Origin of the sequence: Vibrio sp. OPT20 (assembly GCF_963889365.1) — a bacterium.
In the GTDB taxonomy this organism is placed as follows: domain Bacteria; phylum Pseudomonadota; class Gammaproteobacteria; order Enterobacterales; family Vibrionaceae; genus Vibrio; species Vibrio splendidus.
This window is the reverse complement of sequence record NZ_CAWPOA010000052.1, coordinates 359,868-377,123: the sequence shown is the minus strand read 5'-3', so window position 1 is coordinate 377,123 and position 17,256 is coordinate 359,868. Positions and strand designations below refer to the sequence as shown.

At 44.8% G+C, this 17,256-nt stretch carries 13 protein-coding genes; 8 read left to right on the top strand and 5 right to left on the bottom strand.

Annotation, left to right across the window (positions count from 1 at the left end; genetic code table 11):
* The first annotated feature begins 43 nt into the window (after positions 1-43).
* The 3 genes from AACR09_RS11795 to AACR09_RS11785 all read left to right on the top strand — a co-directional run bounded on the left by AACR09_RS11795 (position 44) and on the right by AACR09_RS11785 (position 3,347).
* Positions 44-898, top strand: coding sequence for a phosphotransferase (locus AACR09_RS11795; RefSeq protein WP_029222080.1), 855 nt, complete (start codon positions 44-46; stop codon positions 896-898).
* A 108-nt stretch (positions 899-1,006) separates the two neighbouring features.
* Positions 1,007-1,546: an alpha/beta hydrolase YcfP gene (ycfP, locus tag AACR09_RS11790; protein WP_193835015.1), complete on the top strand. Its 540-nt coding sequence runs from the start codon at positions 1,007-1,009 to the stop codon at positions 1,544-1,546.
* 511 nt (positions 1,547-2,057) lie between these two features.
* On the top strand, positions 2,058-3,347 hold the full coding sequence (locus AACR09_RS11785) for an NAD(P)/FAD-dependent oxidoreductase (protein WP_004736261.1): 1,290 nt from the start codon (positions 2,058-2,060) through the stop codon (positions 3,345-3,347).
* A gap of 150 nt (positions 3,348-3,497) precedes the next feature.
* Here AACR09_RS11785 and AACR09_RS11780 read toward each other — a convergent pair whose 3' ends face one another.
* The 4 genes from AACR09_RS11780 to AACR09_RS11765 all read right to left on the bottom strand — a co-directional run bounded on the left by AACR09_RS11780 (position 3,498) and on the right by AACR09_RS11765 (position 9,026).
* The gene (locus AACR09_RS11780; protein ID WP_017095638.1) at positions 3,498-4,043 is read right to left on the bottom strand and encodes a GNAT family N-acetyltransferase; all 546 of its coding nucleotides are present in this window, start codon (positions 4,041-4,043) and stop codon (positions 3,498-3,500) included.
* A gap of 114 nt (positions 4,044-4,157) precedes the next feature.
* Positions 4,158-4,925, bottom strand: a complete 768-nt coding sequence (locus tag AACR09_RS11775; protein ID WP_076645518.1) for a peptidoglycan binding protein CsiV — start codon at positions 4,923-4,925, stop codon at positions 4,158-4,160.
* A gap of 63 nt (positions 4,926-4,988) precedes the next feature.
* Positions 4,989-8,450 (bottom strand): transcription-repair coupling factor, encoded by a 3,462-nt coding sequence (gene mfd / locus AACR09_RS11770; RefSeq protein WP_102449349.1) that lies wholly within the window; start codon positions 8,448-8,450, stop codon positions 4,989-4,991.
* 6 nt (positions 8,451-8,456) lie between these two features.
* The gene (locus tag AACR09_RS11765) at positions 8,457-9,026 is read right to left on the bottom strand and encodes a hypothetical protein (protein ID WP_009847150.1); all 570 of its coding nucleotides are present in this window, start codon (positions 9,024-9,026) and stop codon (positions 8,457-8,459) included.
* Between the two features lie 227 nt (positions 9,027-9,253).
* Here AACR09_RS11765 and lolC point away from each other — a divergent pair, with 227 nt between their 5' ends.
* The 3 genes from lolC to lolE are packed head-to-tail and all read left to right on the top strand — an operon-like array spanning position 9,254 to position 12,392.
* Complete coding sequence (gene lolC, locus AACR09_RS11760; RefSeq protein ID WP_193835014.1) at positions 9,254-10,462, top strand: lipoprotein-releasing ABC transporter permease subunit LolC; 1,209 nt, start codon at positions 9,254-9,256, stop codon at positions 10,460-10,462.
* Complete coding sequence (gene lolD / locus AACR09_RS11755; protein ID WP_017083246.1) at positions 10,455-11,147, top strand: lipoprotein-releasing ABC transporter ATP-binding protein LolD; 693 nt, start codon at positions 10,455-10,457, stop codon at positions 11,145-11,147. The genes lolC and lolD overlap by 8 nt, the downstream gene beginning before the upstream one ends.
* Positions 11,148-12,392 carry a lipoprotein-releasing ABC transporter permease subunit LolE gene (lolE, locus tag AACR09_RS11750; RefSeq protein WP_102447013.1) on the top strand — a complete coding sequence of 415 codons (1,245 nt, stop codon included), beginning with the start codon at positions 11,148-11,150 and terminating at the stop codon, positions 12,390-12,392.
* A gap of 213 nt (positions 12,393-12,605) precedes the next feature.
* On the opposite strand, the gene AACR09_RS11745 is transcribed toward lolE, so the two are convergent.
* A complete protein-coding gene (locus AACR09_RS11745; protein ID WP_017078948.1) occupies positions 12,606-13,118 on the bottom strand; it encodes a DUF2062 domain-containing protein in 513 nt (170 codons plus the stop codon).
* A gap of 17 nt (positions 13,119-13,135) precedes the next feature.
* Here AACR09_RS11745 and AACR09_RS11740 point away from each other — a divergent pair, with 17 nt between their 5' ends.
* Together AACR09_RS11740 and msbA are read left to right on the top strand one after the other, a co-directional pair.
* Positions 13,136-15,463 (top strand): DNA internalization-related competence protein ComEC/Rec2, encoded by a 2,328-nt coding sequence (locus AACR09_RS11740; protein ID WP_193835013.1) that lies wholly within the window; start codon positions 13,136-13,138, stop codon positions 15,461-15,463.
* Positions 15,464-15,494: 31 nt separating this feature from the next.
* Positions 15,495-17,243, top strand: a complete 1,749-nt coding sequence (msbA, locus tag AACR09_RS11735; RefSeq protein ID WP_004736248.1) for a lipid A ABC transporter ATP-binding protein/permease MsbA — start codon at positions 15,495-15,497, stop codon at positions 17,241-17,243.
* The last annotated feature ends 13 nt before the right edge of the window (positions 17,244-17,256 follow it).

Below are 17,256 nucleotides of genomic sequence, written 5' to 3'. Positions count from 1 at the left end.
TGTTTTTTTTGTAGGGAAATGAAGACGTTTATAGGGAGTAAATATGGCAATTTTTTCTTGGTCTGAGGCTAAGCTTCTTGATACCAGTTTGAGTTCGCTTGATGGTTACTTTTCTGAGCCACCTGTTAGAGCTCAAACGCTGACCGGTGGGTTGACCAATCGATGTTGGAAACTGGTTGCAGCCGATGGCACCGCGTATGTTTGGCGGCCAACCACTCCTATCACCAAAGCGTTCTTCATCTCTCGTCATGAAGAGTACCAAGTGCTGTCTACGATTGAACGTCTAGGTATTGGACCAAGTCCAATAGTGGTCAATGAGCAAGGCTTATTGGTTGAATGGATTGCGGGTGAGACGCTTTACGAAGGCTTAGAGCTTGATGATTTGTTGAAGACTCTGATCTCGGTGCATTTGGTTAATACCGCGCGATTACCACTCCAACCGTTCAGTTTCACAGCGCGAGTCGATCATTACTGGCTCCAACTTGATGCGATTCATAAGACTGAAACCTGCACCAAGATTTATCAAGAGTGGCGCGTGGCTCCAAGTATCCCAAATGTTGACCTGTCTTTGTGCCATTTTGATTTAGGTGGTTATAACTTAGTGAGAAATAGTGATGGGATTAAGATTATTGATTGGGAATATGCAGCATTAGCAGACCCTAGACTTGATCTTACGCTGACCATTGCTGTTGCAGGATTACCAGTTGCTGAAGCCGTTAATCAGTACTGTCAGCTGCGAGGCATCCATGATGCCCAACCTTGGCTTGATGGGGTAGAAGCATGGTTACCAAGAAGCCAAATGATGGCGATGCTGTGGTATTTACTTGCGCATCAGCTCTGGGGCGATGAAAGTTATCTGCGTGAAGCAGAGGCGCTGAGTCACACTTTATGTAGCTAGGATCACGTTTAGGAAGTGAAAAATATAATTTCGTTCGTGTTCCCTTTAAAACCTTATTTTTCATGTTAGATTAATTAAAACGTACCAATATTCAACAAGGAGGTACTAATGATTATTTATCTACATGGCTTCGACTCAACTAGCCCGGGCAATCACGGAAAAATACTGCAGTTGCAATTCATTGATGATGACGTTCGTTTCATCAACTACAGTACTTTGCATCCAAAACACGATATGCAACATTTGCTAAAAGAAGTGCATAAAGTGATAGAGCAATCCGATGACCCGCATCCGATTATTTGTGGTGTAGGCTTAGGTGGTTTTTGGTCTGAACGTATTGGTTTTTTATGTGGTATCAAGCAGGTGGTGTTCAACCCGAATCTGCACCCTGAGAACAACATGGTAGGTCGAATTGACCGTCCAGAAGAGTACGAAGACATCGCGACTAAGTGTGTTGCTCAATATCGTATGAAGAACAAAGGTCGCTGTTTAGTGGTGCTTTCTCGTGAAGATGAGATTCACGACAGTACCAAAACAGCTGCCGCGTTAGAAGATTATTATGATGTCATCTGGGACGAAAAAGAGAGTCATAAGTTCAAAAAAATCTCTCAGCACTTGAAGACAATGAAAGCGTTTAAAAACGCTTAATTATTCCAGTTATTTTATAAAAGCAGCACTCAATTGAGTGCTGCTTTTTTTACATCTGAACCCAAGAGCCGAACATTAATCAAATGGTTGTAGTTATTTTTTGAAGAGTTTGAGCATTTAAAGATAAGTTTGCGCAAACGTTAACTAATTCGCCGCGAATCCTCATTGTGGGTAAGGATTTTTGTTGCGGTCATCTTTTTGCTATATATAATGTTCCCAAGCAAAATATTTTGATAAATATCAAGAAAAATTGAGAGCGAGTGATAAAACTTGCCCATTATTTGTGCTCTACCTCTCAGGTAGTCACCTTTTTTATCCAAGTGAGCAAAGCGGCAAGCCAATGTTTGTTGCTTGTAACCCCTCTAACTACTCGGTGAGCTGTCGTTATTCTTTTTCGCGGTAATCCAATTTGTAACAGCCTTCGCATTCAAGGCCGAGTAGATACATAGAATTTATCGGTTGGAGTAATCGAACCGAACCCCATTTATTCATTTTGTAGAGGATTGTCATTGTGACAAAAATTATCGTAGTAGGCGGTGGAGCTGGTGGTTTAGAACTAGCAACTAAGCTAGGCCGCACTTTAGGTCGTAAAAAGCGTGCCCAGATTACTCTGGTAGATCGTAAAGCAAGCCACCTATGGAAACCATTACTTCATGAAGTAGCAACGGGTTCATTGGACGAGGGTGTTGATGCGTTAAGCTACCGCGCACACGCAAAAAACCATTACTTCGATTTCCAAATGGGCAGCCTGAACGACATCGATCGTGAACGTAAAGTGATCGCCCTGAGCGAACTGAAAGATGACCACGGTGAACTGCTTATGCCAAGCCGTGAACTTGAATACGATATTCTTGTGATGGCGCTAGGCTCAACGTCAAACGACTTCAACACACCAGGCGTTCGCGACAACTGTATTTTCCTTGATAGTCCAGAGCAAGCGCACCGTTTCCGTACAGAAATGAACAACCAGTTCTTAAAGCTTCACGCTAAGAACGGCCAAGGCACAGTAGATATTGCTATTGTTGGTGCTGGCGCGACAGGTGTTGAGCTTTCTGCAGAACTGCACAACGCGGTTAAAGAGCTTCGTACTTATGGCTTTGGCGATCTAGATTCAAGCAAGCTGAACGTTAACCTTGTTGAAGCGGGTGAGCGTATTCTTCCAGCCTTACCTCCTCGTATTTCGAGTGCAGCACACTCTGAGCTTACGAAGCTTGGTGTAACTGTGCGTACGACTACAATGGTTACACAAGCTGATGCTGACGGCCTAACGACTAAAGATGGTGAGAAGATCCCAGCACAAATCATGGTTTGGGCTGCAGGCATTAAAGCGCCAGATTTCATGAAAGATATCGGTGGTCTTGAGACGAACCGTATCAACCAGTTGGTTGTGAAAAACACGCTACAAACTACGCTTGATGACAACATCTTTGCTATTGGTGACTTAGCGCAATGTACGCAAGCAGACGGTTCATTCGTTCCACCACGTGCACAGGCGGCTCACCAGATGGCAAGTTGTGCATTCAGCAACATCATTGCTAAGTTGAACGGTCGTGACCTGAAAGATTACATCTACAAAGACAAAGGCTCACTTGTTTCGCTAAGCCGATTTTCTACGGTAGGTAGCTTGATGGGTAACCTAACTAAAGGTTCGATGATGGTTGAGGGTCGTATTGCTCGTATCGTTTACATCTCTTTGTACCGTATGCATCAGATGGCGCTTCACGGACTAATTAAAACATCGCTGATGATGTTAGTTGGTCGTATTAACCGTGTACTTCGTCCAAACCTAAAGCTTCACTAATCAGGTAAGCCTTCTAAGGTCATTACGCTGATAATAAAAAAGAGCTCTTCGGAGTTCTTTTTTGATCGTGTCGACTGCGTGTTGTGACGGATTGTTACTCTATTAAGCTATTAAGCTATTAAGCTATTAAGCTATTAAGCTATTAAGCTGTTAAGAGGTTGGAGGTAGCACGGAATAAACCACGCCATCTTTCGGCTTACCGTTAAAGATAAAGCGATTCTTAGCAATGGTTTCACGTTCAGCGCCACATTTCTCGATCAGCTTTTGGCTGGGTAGGTTCTCTGTATCGCAGACAACCTCCAAACGCGTTAATTTGAGCAGTGCGAAGCAAAATTCAAATAAGGCAATCATCGCTTCCTTGGCTATCCCTTTTCTTTGAAATTCATCACCTACCCAATAACCTAAACTTGCCATGTTAAAGGTGTGGTAAAGCTCGTTAATGGCCACCATACCGACTAACTTATCGCTTTTTCGCTCGAAGATACCAAAGCCAAACGCTTCGGCTTTAACCCAGTTTAAGCGAGTCGCCAGAATGAATTTCTCGGCCTCGATGATAGAAAACTCGCTATGACACCAGTCGAGCCATGGCAATAAACTCGGGGAGGACTTAACCAGCTGCGAAAATTCTTGAGCGCCTGAGGCTTCAATAATTTTGAGGCTGAGATTTTGTGTATTGATCTGAAAGTCAGGGCTCATAGGACGTACCAAGTAACGTGTAGATAAGGATAGTAAGTACCGCGTAATAAAACGCCCTCACAATGGAGGGCGTATTGAATTATTTATATAATTATAGCCGAATCGGCAAGTAACTTACTGCGCCACACGTCGAACTTGAATCACCATACCAAGAAGCGGGTGATCAAGGTAGTGAGTCTCAGTACTGCGCATACGACGTTTTTGGTCCATGCGGTAGCTCTTAAGGAACTCTTCCACTTCAACCGTCGGAGAGATTTCAGTGAGGTTGCCCACTTGAACATTGCTTTCGGCGCCACTTACTGGTGAATCTAGCTCGATTTGTTGCTCTTGAAGAGTCACTTCACGAACGCTCGGCGCTTTTAAATCCAATGTTGTTTCAGCGTAGAGGTAATGCTGAACGTAGATTTGCAGCTTGCCGTCTAATTCGTAAAGTGGCTTATCAATGGTTTCTTCTTTGAAGCCATCAGTATTTGCTGCAGTTACTGCACCTTTCTCTGAACCGTCAGCGTTGAAGTCTTTAGAGAAATCTTTACCTGCTTGAATGTGGAATACAGGTGCAGAGCTCTTACCTTGGTCGCCCTGACGCCAAGCGGTATGCATTAGCACTTCAAAACCAGCGTGTTTACGTAGCTTGTCTTTCTGAGGCGTTAACTTGTATTCCGAGTAAGGCAGCATTTGAACGCCTTTCTTTGCTCGGTATTGGGTATCTTGAAATGAACCAACGCGATCAAGTGAAATCTTAGGCTGTGTGTTAGGCCAAGATTCATTCACTTTTTCTGCATCAACAGCACGCTTAAAAATGATCACTTCTATATCAAATTGTCTCTGCGCCAAACTTGGCAGTGAGACGAACAATAGTAGCAGTGGGATCAGTCTTTTCATTTTTACTCCGTCTTCCAGCCGATCTATCGGCTGGATAATTTATATGTGCAAGTGGATTGGGTCTTATGCTGAAGGCAGCAAGTTCTGTCTGAATTCGCCCAATAAATCACTAACAAATTGAATTCGTTTCCGTCTGTCGACCAATGGTATCGTAAACTTGAACTTTGTTGGTCCTTCCATTGAAAACTTTTGCGGTTGAGATTGCAACAGTTTAACAAGGTAGGCCGGGTTTATGTCAGCATCTGGGTAGAATTCTAAGAATCCACCTTTATCGTGAGCTTCAATTTTCTTCGCTTTGATTGACGCCGCGGCTAATTTTAGCTCGGAAACTGACAACAAGTTTTTGGTAGCATCTGGTAGAAGGCCGAAGCGATCAATCAGCTCGACTTTCAACTCGGCCAATTCGTCGGTGTCACTCACACTCGCAATACGCTTATAGGTAGACAAACGTGTATTGATGTCTGGGATGTAGTCATCAGGCAACAGTGCTGGCAGGCGCATCTCAATTTCAGTTTGTTCACGCAGTAGGTCATCAAGCGATGGCTCTCGTCCCTCTTTTAATGCCTCAACCGCTTGTTCAAGCATCTCCATGTAAAGCGTAAAGCCAACCGACTGGATTTGACCACTCTGTTCATCACCGAGTAGTTCACCTGCACCACGAATCTCTAAGTCATGGGTTGCTAGCGTAAAGCCTGCACCTAAGTCTTCAAGTGAAGCAATGGCGTCTAATCGCTTGACGGCATCTTTGGTCATTGCTTTCGGGGGAGGTGTTAGCAAGTAGGCATAAGCTTGGTGGTGAGATCGACCCACACGCCCACGTAATTGATGCAGTTGCGCTAAACCAAGGTTATCAGCTCTGTCCATTAAGATGGTATTTGCCGTTGGTACGTCGATACCCGTTTCGATGATGGTGGTACACACTAGCAAGTTAAAACGCTGGTGATAAAAGTCATTCATGATGCGTTCTAGCTCTCGCTCTCGCATCTGACCATGGGCAACGGTGACACGCGCTTCTGGAATCAGTTTTTGCAGTGACTCTGCCGTCTTTTCAATCGTGTCGACTTGGTTGTGCAGGAAGTAAACTTGACCACCACGCATGATTTCACGCAGTACCGCTTCTCTGACTATCGCGTCATCATTCTCACGGACAAAAGTCTTTATTGCTAAGCGTCGTGCAGGTGGTGTGGCGATGATCGACAAGTCACGCATACCGCTCATTGCCATATTCAACGTTCTTGGAATCGGTGTTGCGGTTAGCGTGAGGATATCGACATCCGCGCGCATCGCTTTCACTTTCTCTTTTTGGCGTACACCGAAACGGTGTTCTTCATCAACGACTAACAAGCCAAGGTCTTTAAACTTAAGGTCACTGGAAAGAAGCTTGTGAGTACCTACTAAGATGTCGACCTTACCGTCGGCAACATCTTGCATGATCAATTTTTGTTCTTTAGCTGATTTAAATCGCGACAGCACTTCGACACGTATCGGTTGGTTCGCGAAACGGTCTCGGAAGTTTTCAAAGTGTTGCTGAGCAAGTAGCGTCGTTGGAACTAACACGGCTACTTGTTTACTGTTGTCGGTACAAACGAATGCCGCGCGCATCGCGACTTCAGTTTTACCAAAACCAACGTCACCACACACTAAGCGATCCATGGCTTTTGCTTGGCACATATCCGACATAACGGCATTGATGGCCATTGCTTGATCATCCGTTTCTTCAAACGGGAAGCCAGACTTGAAGGTCGCGTATTGGCCACGATCGAGTACAAATTTGTAGCCAGGTTTTAGTTCACGCTTAGCGTAAACATCAAGCAGTTCGGCTGCAACGTCACGAACTTTCTCTGCGGCGCGCTTACGAGCTTTCTGCCATGCTTCGCCACCGAGTTTATGCAGTGGTGCAGAATCTTCAGCGCCGCCAGAGTAGCGCCCGATTAAGTTCAGAGAAGCAACAGGTACGTATAACTTGGCATCATTTTGATACTCAAGCGTTACGTATTCGGTTTTCATGCCACCCGCTTCAAGTGTTTGCAGGCCGATGTAACGACCAATACCGTGGTCAATGTGAACCACAGGTTGACCTGGTTTAAGTTCGGCTAAGTGACGAATTACAGTGTCGCTGTTAACGCTTTTCTTGTCTTTCTTACGGCGTTGTACAACGCGATCACCTAACAGGTCGCTTTCACAGACAAGGGCGATGTTTTGCTCTTCGTGGATAAAGCCATGCTCAGCAGAACCTAGGATCAGGGTGAACTTATCTTTACCTTTAATCGCCGCGTCGAGGTTTTCAACTTCGCTTGGACGAACTTTGATGCCTCGAAGCAATTCACTCAGTGCTTCACGGCGGCCTTCAGATTCAACCGAAAAGACTACTTTGCCGTCGAAGGCTTCAGTGAACTTTCTTAGGTTAGACAAAGGTTCTTTATTCTGATGTTGAACGCTGAGATCAGGCAGAGACACAACCGGAAGGTTGGTACGTCCGGCTTTTTCTTCAATTGAATCTAAGCTCAGATTGACCTGTGGCTTTTGTTTGAAATGTGCGAACAGTTCGTCTTTTTGTAGCCAAAGTTGTTCAGGTTTCAGCAGTGGTCGTAACGGGTCAACACCGCGTTGTTCGTATCGATGAGAAACGTCTGTTAGGAATGAATCTACCGCAGTCTCGACATCACCTAGAACGAGGATTTGCGCTTCATCGGCAACATAATCAAACAAGGTTTCAGTATGGTCGAAGAACAGCGGCTGCCAGTATTCAATACCTGCGGGCCAAGTGCCTTTTGAAACCTGCATATAAACCGATTCTGGTTCACGGCGCGCATCAAACTGTTGGCGCCAGCGAATGCGGAAATCTTCAATAGCACTTTCAGAGGTTGGGAACTCGTGAGCTGGCAGCAAACGGATCTCAGAGATGTCTTCAATAGAGCGCTGATTTTCTGGATCGAAAGTACGGATGGTGTCGATTTCGTCATCGAAGAAGTCGATACGATACGGGTCTTTGCTGCCCATTGGGAACAAGTCGAGAATTGAACCTCGGCTCGCATACTCACCCGGGCCAAACACTTGGTCTACGTAACGATAGCCAGATTTTTCAAGTTGAAGACGCAGCTTCTCTAACGAGTACAGATCGCCCGTTTTCACCATTAAGGTGTGCTGCAACAAGAAGTCACGTGGCGACTGACGTTGTAGTAGCGTGCTGATCGGTACGATCGTGATGCCATCTTTTAACGTTGGCAGTGCATAAAGTCGCGCTATACGGTCAGAAATGATCTCTTGGTGCGGTGAGAAGCTGTCGTATGGCAGAGTCTCCCAATCAGGGAATAGCGCCACTTCATGTGACGTAAACTGTTCAATTTCTGATTGAAGCTTGAGTGCGATTTGAGGATCGGGCACTGCAAGTAAAGTATGGCTGTTATGCTGCTCCGCAAGTCTAGCGATAGCAAGCGCGAGAGATGAACCAACTAGGTTACCGATGTGTTTTTTATCACCGGCACCTTTGAGCTTAGGTAGTGTAAAAATGGATTGTTTTGTCATGTCTATTTACTTGTTATCTCGTTCTAGAGAGCGTTGACGTAAGAGCTTTTGTTGTTGATGAAGCGCAGCTTTGATCAGCAAGTCTTGGTCAGTATCACGAAGATGAGCATATTTGAATTTGATTTCGAAACCTGAATCTTTTGGTTCGCTAGCGAAGACTTCTGCGTAGCAATAAATAGCGGCGGCTGGGTGCTCGATAAAGAGCTTAGCTTTAACTAAGCGACCCGCTTCGATATCTGTTTTGGAAAAACAAGAGAACTGACTCGCGCCAAATGAATACGTGTGGGTACGAAATTGTTCATCATCTTGTTGCGATAACATAAAGCTCAACAAGAGGTTTAATTTAGAGTTCTGTGCATCCAATAAACTGATGACATTCTTCAAGTCGCTGTTTTTCAGTTCGTTGCGAGCACTGTCGGCTAATAGGTCCAATTGGCTAAACTCACTTGCCACAACAAAAGGGGCAGGGATCTCCGATTCGAATTGAATCTGAGAAGGTAAAGCGAAGTTACTGTCCATTGGCTCAATATTAGCGGTAAGGCTGTGGTGAACGGTGAAAAACTCTTGTTCTGTCATGCGTTAGTTCCTTGAAGTGATCTATTGATTATCGCTATGTGGCCGCAGTAATCAAGATCAGTTAATTGAAAGTCTCAAATAGTTGTTTGAAAGTTGGCTATTTGACAAGGTTCTGTTTTTCAAGCCTAACTAATTGAGTTAATTCACTCTATATTTTCAATTAACCCCTACACAGTAACGGCAATACCCGTTACATTAACCCGCATCTCCTTTAGATGGTTCAAAGTATGTTTCATCCTATTTCATTGTTTGTTGGCCTGCGTTATTTGAAAGGCCGTTCAGGTGATCGCTTTAGCCGTTTTGTTTCTTATATGTCGACGGCCGGAATCACCATTGGTGTGCTGTCTTTGGTTACTGTTTTATCGGTAATGAATGGATTCGAAGCGCAGTTAAAAGACCGAATTCTTGGTGTACTTCCTCAAGCCGTTGTGTACGAGCAAGGCGGTACCACGTCACTTTCTGCTCAAGCGCCTAGCTTTGCGGAGCAAATGTCGCTCAATGGTCACGTTGAACCTATTGTCCGCAGTGAAGCGGTAATTCAAAGTCCTGCTCAGTTATCTGCAGGTATGTTGATCGGCATTGAACCTAATTCAGATGACCCTCTTCAGAACCACTTGATTGCGGGTAGATTGTCTTCACTTAAAGCGGGTCAGTATCAGCTATTTCTTGGCCATACCTTGGCAAGAAATTTGAAGGTATCTATGGGCGACAAAGTTCGCCTGATGGTGACCAGTGCCAGTCAATACACACCGCTCGGACGTATTCCTAGCCAGCGAAATTTCACGGTAGCCGGCATCTTCAATACAGGATCTGATATCGATGCTCAATTGATGGTTACCGACATCAAAGACGCAGGGCGATTGATGCGTTATAAGTCTGATACGATTTCAGGCTGGCGACTGTTTTTTGATGACCCATTTGAAGTCGCAAATTTATCGAATACCCCTCTACCGGAAGGTTGGGTGTGGAGTGATTGGCGTGACCAACGTGGCGAGCTTTTCCAAGCCGTTCGTATGGAAAAAAACATGATGGGCTTGATGCTTGGGCTGATCATTGGTGTTGCTGCGTTTAATATCATTTCCGCGCTGATTATGGTGGTGATGGAGAAGCAATCCGAAGTCGCCATCTTAAAAACTCAAGGTATGCGTGATGGTCAAGTCATGGGGATCTTTATGGTTCAAGGCGCGAGTAGCGGTGTCATCGGTGCGTTATCTGGTGGCATTCTTGGAGTGATCTTGGCTTCGAACCTCAATACTATTTTAGAGGCGATGGGTGTCGCTCTGTTCTCATTTGGTGGACAGTTGCCAATTTTAATTAACCCAATTCAAATCGCCGTTGTTGTGGTTCTGGCTATTGCACTTAGCTTGATTGCCACTGTATTCCCATCTTATCGTGCATCGTCTGTGAAACCTGCTGAGGCCCTTCGTTATGAGTAATTTTCTTCAATGTAATGATATCCGTAAAACGTACCGTGAAGGCTCGTTAGATACTGAGGTTCTCAAGGGAGTCAGCTTTGAAATCGAAAAGGGTGAGCTAGTCGCTATCATTGGTACCTCTGGTTCCGGTAAGAGTACGTTATTGCATATTTTAGGGGCATTGGATGATGCGTCTGACGGCAGCGTGAGCTTTCTCGGACAAGACTTAGCATCTTTGAGCTCAAATAAGCAGGCGAAGCTTCGCAACCAGCATCTTGGCTTTGTTTATCAATTCCATCATCTTCTTTCGGACTTTTCAGCGTTAGAAAACGTGGCAATGCCGCTGCTGATTGGTGGTGAAAAGCCAGCTAAAGCAAAAGAAGAGGCGCAACGTCTGTTGGATAAAGTTGGATTGAGTCATCGTGTTGACCACCGACCTTCAGAGCTTTCTGGTGGTGAGAGGCAACGTGTGGCGATTGCTCGAGCTTTAGTGAATAAACCTGCTTTGGTGTTGGCGGATGAGCCTACCGGCAACCTTGACCACAACACCGCACTTTCTATTTACGACTTAATGCGTGAACTAAACCGCGAGTACGACACGGCCTTTTTGGTAGTAACTCATGATGGTGAACTTGCAGGTAAGATGGATCGCCAGCTTCACATGCAAGATGGTTTATTGGTCAACGTAGAAAAAGAGGAGAGCTAAGTGTTTTCTTCTTTATCTCTATTGATAGGTGGCCGATTTAGCCGAGCGAAACAACGAGACAAAATGGTGTCGTTCATCTCTTTGTCTTCGACGATTGGTATTGCCGTTGGTGTGGCAGTGATCATTATCGGTTTGTCTGCAATGAATGGCTTTGAGCGAGAGCTTGAATCGCGTGTACTTTCCGTTATTCCACATGGTGAATTCGAGGGTGTCAATGAACCAGTGACTCGCTGGGAGCACGTGATTGAGCAGTCGGTGAAAAATGATAAAGTTGTAGCTGCAGCACCCTATGTAAAAATTACTGCGCTTGCTGAAAAGGGCAAAGAACTCAAAGCAATTGAAGTTCGCGGTGTTGATCCACAACTTGAACAACAGGTATCAAGCCTATCGAAATTTATCGATAAACAAGCTTGGAGTGAGTTTAAAGCAGGGCAACAACAAATCATCTTAGGTTCTGGTGTGGCTAACGTGTTGGGGGCGAAAGTGGGTGACTATCTGACTTTGATGATTCCAACGGTTAACGGTTCTGTGAAAGTTCAGGCGCCAAAACGAGTTCGAGTGAAAGTGGTTGGCTTGCTGACGCTTAATGGCCAGATAGACCACAGCTTGGCACTAATCCCGATTGGCGATGCTCAAGCTTATGCAAACCTAGGCGAGGCAGTAACCGGAGTTTCTTTAAAAGTGACCGATGTGCTGAACGCGAACTCTATTGTGCGTGAAGTGGGTAACCAGCTTGATGTGTATGTGTATCTACGAAGTTGGCAACAGAAGTTTGGCTTCTTGTATCGAGATATTCAGTTGGTTCGGACCATTATGTATCTGGTGATGGTACTGGTTATTGGTGTCGCTTGTTTCAATATTGTCTCGACCTTAATGATGGCAGTCAAAGACAGAGCATCGGAGATCGCGATCTTAAGAACCATGGGCGCATCAGACGGCCTTGTTAAACGTATCTTTGTTTGGCAGGGCGTATTCTCGGGTGTGTTAGGCAGCTTAGTCGGGAGTGCGATAGGTGTCTTGGTGGCGCTTAATCTCACTACGCTTATCAAAGGGCTCGAAAAGTTGGTCAATCACCAATTCTTGTCCGGTGATATCTATTTTGTCGACTTCTTGCCATCACAACTTGATATGACGGATGTTGTTGTGGTTTCCGGTACCGCGATTGTGTTGAGCTTATTGGCGACATGGTATCCAGCCTCACGAGCGGCTAAGTTAAACCCAGCCTCGGTGCTTAGCTCGAAGTAATACGCCAAGAAACGTCACGTTGCGCGATAGACTAACGGCATAAACAAAAAAAGGATCCCTGATGGGATCCTTTTTTATTGAATTCAATTCGTGTTCTTTACGACTTTCGTTACATGTCAATCTTGCAGAGTTCAGTGGCTCATCTGATTTTAACTTGTGTACGTTTTAAGTGAAGCGCATACAAGGATAGATTGAATAACAAGGAACGGTCGTTCAGTATCTTGCTTGTCGCTTCTTCCAGCTTCTTACTACTGAGTAACGCCATAACCCGCGAATACCAAAGTAGCCAACCATTGCAGAAACCACACCACAAATCAGACAACCCAGCAAGAACGGAGGTCCTATGGTGCTCATTTGCGCCAAGATGAAATCCCAAGACAGTTCGAAATGAAAGGCTTGAGGCGGCACATGCATCACAAACGCGCCTACTTTATAAGCAAAGTAGAACAGCACCGGCATAGTCACAGGATTACTGATCCAAACCAGTGCGACAGACAGTGGTAGGTTAACACCACATGCGACCGCAAGACCTGCAGACATAATCATTTGACTTGGTAAAGGGACAAACGCCATGAATAACCCAACAGCGAACGCACCAGCCGCAGAGCGACGATTAAGGCACCATAAGTTGGGGTTGTACAAAACATTGCCAAAAACTTTCAATGCTTTCTGACGTTTGATTAGCTCATGGTCAGGCATAAATCGTTTGATAAACTTTCTTGGCATAGGAGGAAGCTACTCTCTTGTTTAACACTTGGTTCTTGATTTCATTTGCTGCGACAGTTGTGTCTGCCAGCTTCTGGCCTGTGATGCCACATTGGGTTTGGGCACCATTGATGCTGTTGTTACTGCTAGCATCAACAAAGTATAGCGTTTTCCGGAGTGCAAGAGGTCTAGCAACAGCATTGATACTAGTTATCTGCCTAGGGAATGCGATTGAAATACAAACGAGTCGCTTATTCCAATCAGGGCAGAATACTACCATAAATGCTTCGGTTGTTAGCCTTTTTAGTGAAAATAGCCACGGTTTTGAAAGCGTAATAGTAGCCAGATCAATTGGCGGCGAAAAATTAATCTTTCCCCAATTGATAAAATTGCGTTTGTTTACTCCTTTTAAGTTGACGCTCGGGGATGATGTCTATTTATCAGTCTCAATAAAACCAGTGTGGGGTAAACTCAATGAAGCAGGCTTTGATCTAGAAAAGTATTTGTTTAGTACCGGTGTGGTTGCCAATGCAACTTACAGAGCCGATACCAAATATCGAATTCACACCAATACCAACATGCGGTCTCATTGGTTTGAAAACCGTCTTGAAAGGTTAAGTGAGTTAGCAAATCAAGACCTCATTATGGCTTTGAGTTTTGGTTACCGAGACCTTATCCATCCTCAGCGTTGGGATTTGCTTAAAAGCAGTGGTTTGATTCACTTGATGGCTATCTCGGGGCTACATATTGGGATTGCCTTTGGTATCGGCTATCAGGTAGGAAAGGTATTCAGGTTACTCTCACCTTCATTTCTTTGGTTTCCCACAATATTCGGGCTCGGCTTAGCCTATTTCTATAGTTGGTTTGCTGGATTCACGCTGCCAACCTTGAGAGCTTTAGTGATGTGTATTATCGCGAGCTATTTCTTGTGGCGTGGGCAAAATATCAGTGTGCTTCGGTATGTCGTCTTAAGCCTGTGCATGGTTCTGCTGATTTGGCCGTTTTCAGCATTGTCGAGCAGCTTTTGGCTATCCTTTGGTGCGTTGGGTGCCGTTATTTATATCGCCTTGAATAGTCGGCCATCATCTTCAAACGCCACTCTTATCGAACGAGGGCTGCAGCTCATCAAGATTCAACTGATGCTGACATTTCTTATTGCTCCCTTTTCGATACTGTTTTTCAAAGGGGTGAGTCTAGTCTCTGTTCTCTACAACTTGCTCCTTTTGCCTTGGGTATCAGTAGTGACGATCCCGCTGCTGTTTCTTGCGATGTTACTTAGCTTAATATTGGAGTCAGTGTCTGAGGTGATGAGTTTGACAGCGTTAAGCAATGGTTTTTCTGAACAGCTATGGATGTTGGTCGACTTGTCGCTTGATCCTCTCGTATATAGCCTTCCTTTCTCTGAACGATTTTGGATTCAAGTTGATAATCACAGTATGGCGTTGTCTGTATTCCTCATCTTATTTTTCGGGTTCGTCAGTCGATATCTCAAACGAACACTATCAATATTGGTCATTGCAGTGTTTGTACTGTGGTGGGAGTTCGGTAAGCAGCAAAACAAATTAACAATCGATATCTTGGATGTTGGGCATGGGTTGTCTTTAGTTTTGGAAAAGAACAATCGGGTCGTTGTTTACGATCTCGGCAACGCGTGGCAGGGAGGTTCGATTGTTGAATCCTTGCTGATTCCCACCTTGAATCAGAAAGGAGTTCATGAGGTGGAAGGTGTGATAGTGAGTCATTTCGATTCTGACCATGCTGGTGGCTATCCGGCGTTACTTGAAAACTACAATCCTAAGTGGATAAGAGCCAGTCAGAACATCAATCAACAAACACAATCGACTGTTCAAGTTCAGTCGAATATCCAAACATGTACTTTTGGCGAGGCGTGGAATTGGCAGGGTCTAGAGTTTGAGGTTTTATGGCCACCTCAAAGAGTAAAGAGGGCGTACAACCCACATTCGTGTGTGGTCAGGATTTTTGAGCCCAATTCTGAATTCTCGATGTTGCTAACTGGTGATATTGAACGAGTAAGTGAGTGGCTACTTGCTCGTGAAGGTCAGCGGCTCAAGAGCGACGTGATGCTTGTCCCGCATCATGGCAGTAATTCGTCGTCGATTAAGCTGTTTATTGAGACAGTTTCACCTCAGCTAGCAATTGCTTCTTTGGCCAAAGGTAATCAGTGGGGAATGCCCAGCAAATCTGTGATTGAACGTTATCATGAAACGGGTAGTGCTTGGCTTGATACCGGAGAAAGCGGACAAATAACCATCACAATCAGTCAGGAAGGTTGGAAATATCATACGATTAGAGAACAACAAGGCAGGCAGTGGTATAGGCAGATGCTTCGTAAGGGAGTAGAATAGATAGATTATTGTGAGAAAATTAAGCGATTCTATGTCAACACAAACAGATGAAACTACCTGGGTCACATTTAAAAGACTTTGGACTTATATTCGACTGTATAAGGCCGGCCTTGGTGTTGCGGTTATTGCGCTTATTATAAATGCCGTCTCTGATACCTATATGATTTCTCTACTGAAGCCTCTGCTTGATGAAGGTTTTGGTAACGCTGAGTCAGACTTCCTACGTACACTTCCAATTATCATATTTGTTATGATGTTTGTTCGTGGCGTCAGTGGTTTTGTTTCAACCTATTGCCTCAGTTGGGTTTCTGGCAATGTGGTCATGGAAATTCGCCGTAAGATCTTTAGCCACTTTATGCACATGCCTGTTTCTTTCTTTGATAAAGAGCAGACGGGCGCACTGCTATCTCGAATTACTTACGATTCAGAACAAGTGTCTGCTGCGACCAGTAAAGCTTTGGTGAGTATTGTGCGTGAAGGTGCCAGTATCATTGGCTTGCTGACGCTAATGTTCTGGAATAGCTGGCAGTTGTCTTTAGTTCTATTTGCTGTCGCTCCTTTTGTTGCTTGGGCAATTAGTATTGTATCAAAGCGATTCAGAAAAATTTCTAAGAACATGCAAACCAGCATGGGACATGTTGCTTCTTCAGCAGAACAAATGCTGAAAGGTCATAAAGTGGTTCTAACTTACGGTGGTCAAGAGCTAGAAAGAGGCCGTTTTGATACCGTTAGCAACCAGATGCGCCAACAAAGCATGAAGCTGGTAACGGCTCAAGCTGCCGCTAACCCAATTATTCAGATGATTGCCTCAATTGCGATTGTGGTTGTTCTTTATCTCGCGAGTGTTGATTCAATTAAAGCTGAGCTAACAGCAGGTACGTTTACAGTTGTTTTCTCCGCGATGTTTGGCTTACTGCGCCCCCTTAAAGCTTTAACCAATGTAACGTCTGAATTCCAACGCGGTATGGCAGCGAGTACGACCCTATTTGGTTTGATGGATCTCGATACGGAACAAAATAAAGGTACGTTGAAGCCTGAAACCGTAGCGGGTGAAGTCGAAGTAAAAGATGTGACATTTACTTACCAAGGTGCTGAGAAACCAGCGCTTGATAAGGTCAGTTTTAATATACCGAAGGGCAAGACCGTTGCACTTGTCGGCCGATCAGGTTCGGGCAAGAGTACCATTGCGAACCTGTTTACTCGTTTTTATGATGTAGACTCAGGCTCTATCGAACTTGATGGCCACGACATTCGTGATTACGAATTGAGAAACCTACGTGAGCACTTTGCGCTTGTTTCTCAAAATGTACACTTGTTTAACGATACGGTAGCCAACAACATTGCTTACGCAGCAGAAGCTAAATATTCTCGCGAACAAATCGAACACGCGGCTAAGCTTGCTCATGCTACTGAATTTATCGAAGGCATGGAAAACGGCATTGATACGATTGTTGGTGAGAATGGGGCAAGCCTATCTGGCGGCCAAAGACAACGTATCGCTATTGCAAGAGCGTTGTTAAGAGAGGCTCCAGTATTGATTCTTGATGAAGCTACATCGGCTTTGGATACTGAATCAGAAAGAGCGATCCAATCTGCGTTAGAAGAGCTGCAAAAGGACAAGACAGTATTGGTTATCGCACACCGACTCTCTACTATCGAACAAGCCGATGAGATCTTAGTGGTTGATGATGGTCGTATTGTAGAAAGAGGTGCACACGCGGAGCTAATCGCGCATGATGGCGCTTATGCACAACTCCACCGAATTCAGTTCAGCGGATAAGATTAGGTCTTGT

Bases quoted from the DNA above. Each gene is read 5' to 3' on its own strand.
- AACR09_RS11775 (WP_076645518.1), bottom strand. From the start codon at position 4,925: ATGAAAAGACTGATCCCACTGCTACTATTGTTCGTCTCACTGCCAAGT.
- lolC (WP_193835014.1), top strand. From the start codon at position 9,254: ATGTTTCATCCTATTTCATTGTTTGTTGGCCTGCGTTATTTGAAAGGC.
- ycfP (WP_193835015.1), top strand. From the start codon at position 1,007: ATGATTATTTATCTACATGGCTTCGACTCAACTAGCCCGGGCAATCAC.
- lolD (WP_017083246.1), top strand. From the start codon at position 10,455: ATGAGTAATTTTCTTCAATGTAATGATATCCGTAAAACGTACCGTGAA.
- mfd (WP_102449349.1), bottom strand. From the start codon at position 8,450: ATGACAAAACAATCCATTTTTACACTACCTAAGCTCAAAGGTGCCGGT.
- AACR09_RS11795 (WP_029222080.1), top strand. From the start codon at position 44: ATGGCAATTTTTTCTTGGTCTGAGGCTAAGCTTCTTGATACCAGTTTG.
- AACR09_RS11765 (WP_009847150.1), bottom strand. From the start codon at position 9,026: ATGACAGAACAAGAGTTTTTCACCGTTCACCACAGCCTTACCGCTAAT.
- AACR09_RS11745 (WP_017078948.1), bottom strand. From the start codon at position 13,118: ATGCCAAGAAAGTTTATCAAACGATTTATGCCTGACCATGAGCTAATC.
- AACR09_RS11780 (WP_017095638.1), bottom strand. From the start codon at position 4,043: ATGAGCCCTGACTTTCAGATCAATACACAAAATCTCAGCCTCAAAATT.
- msbA (WP_004736248.1), top strand. From the start codon at position 15,495: ATGTCAACACAAACAGATGAAACTACCTGGGTCACATTTAAAAGACTT.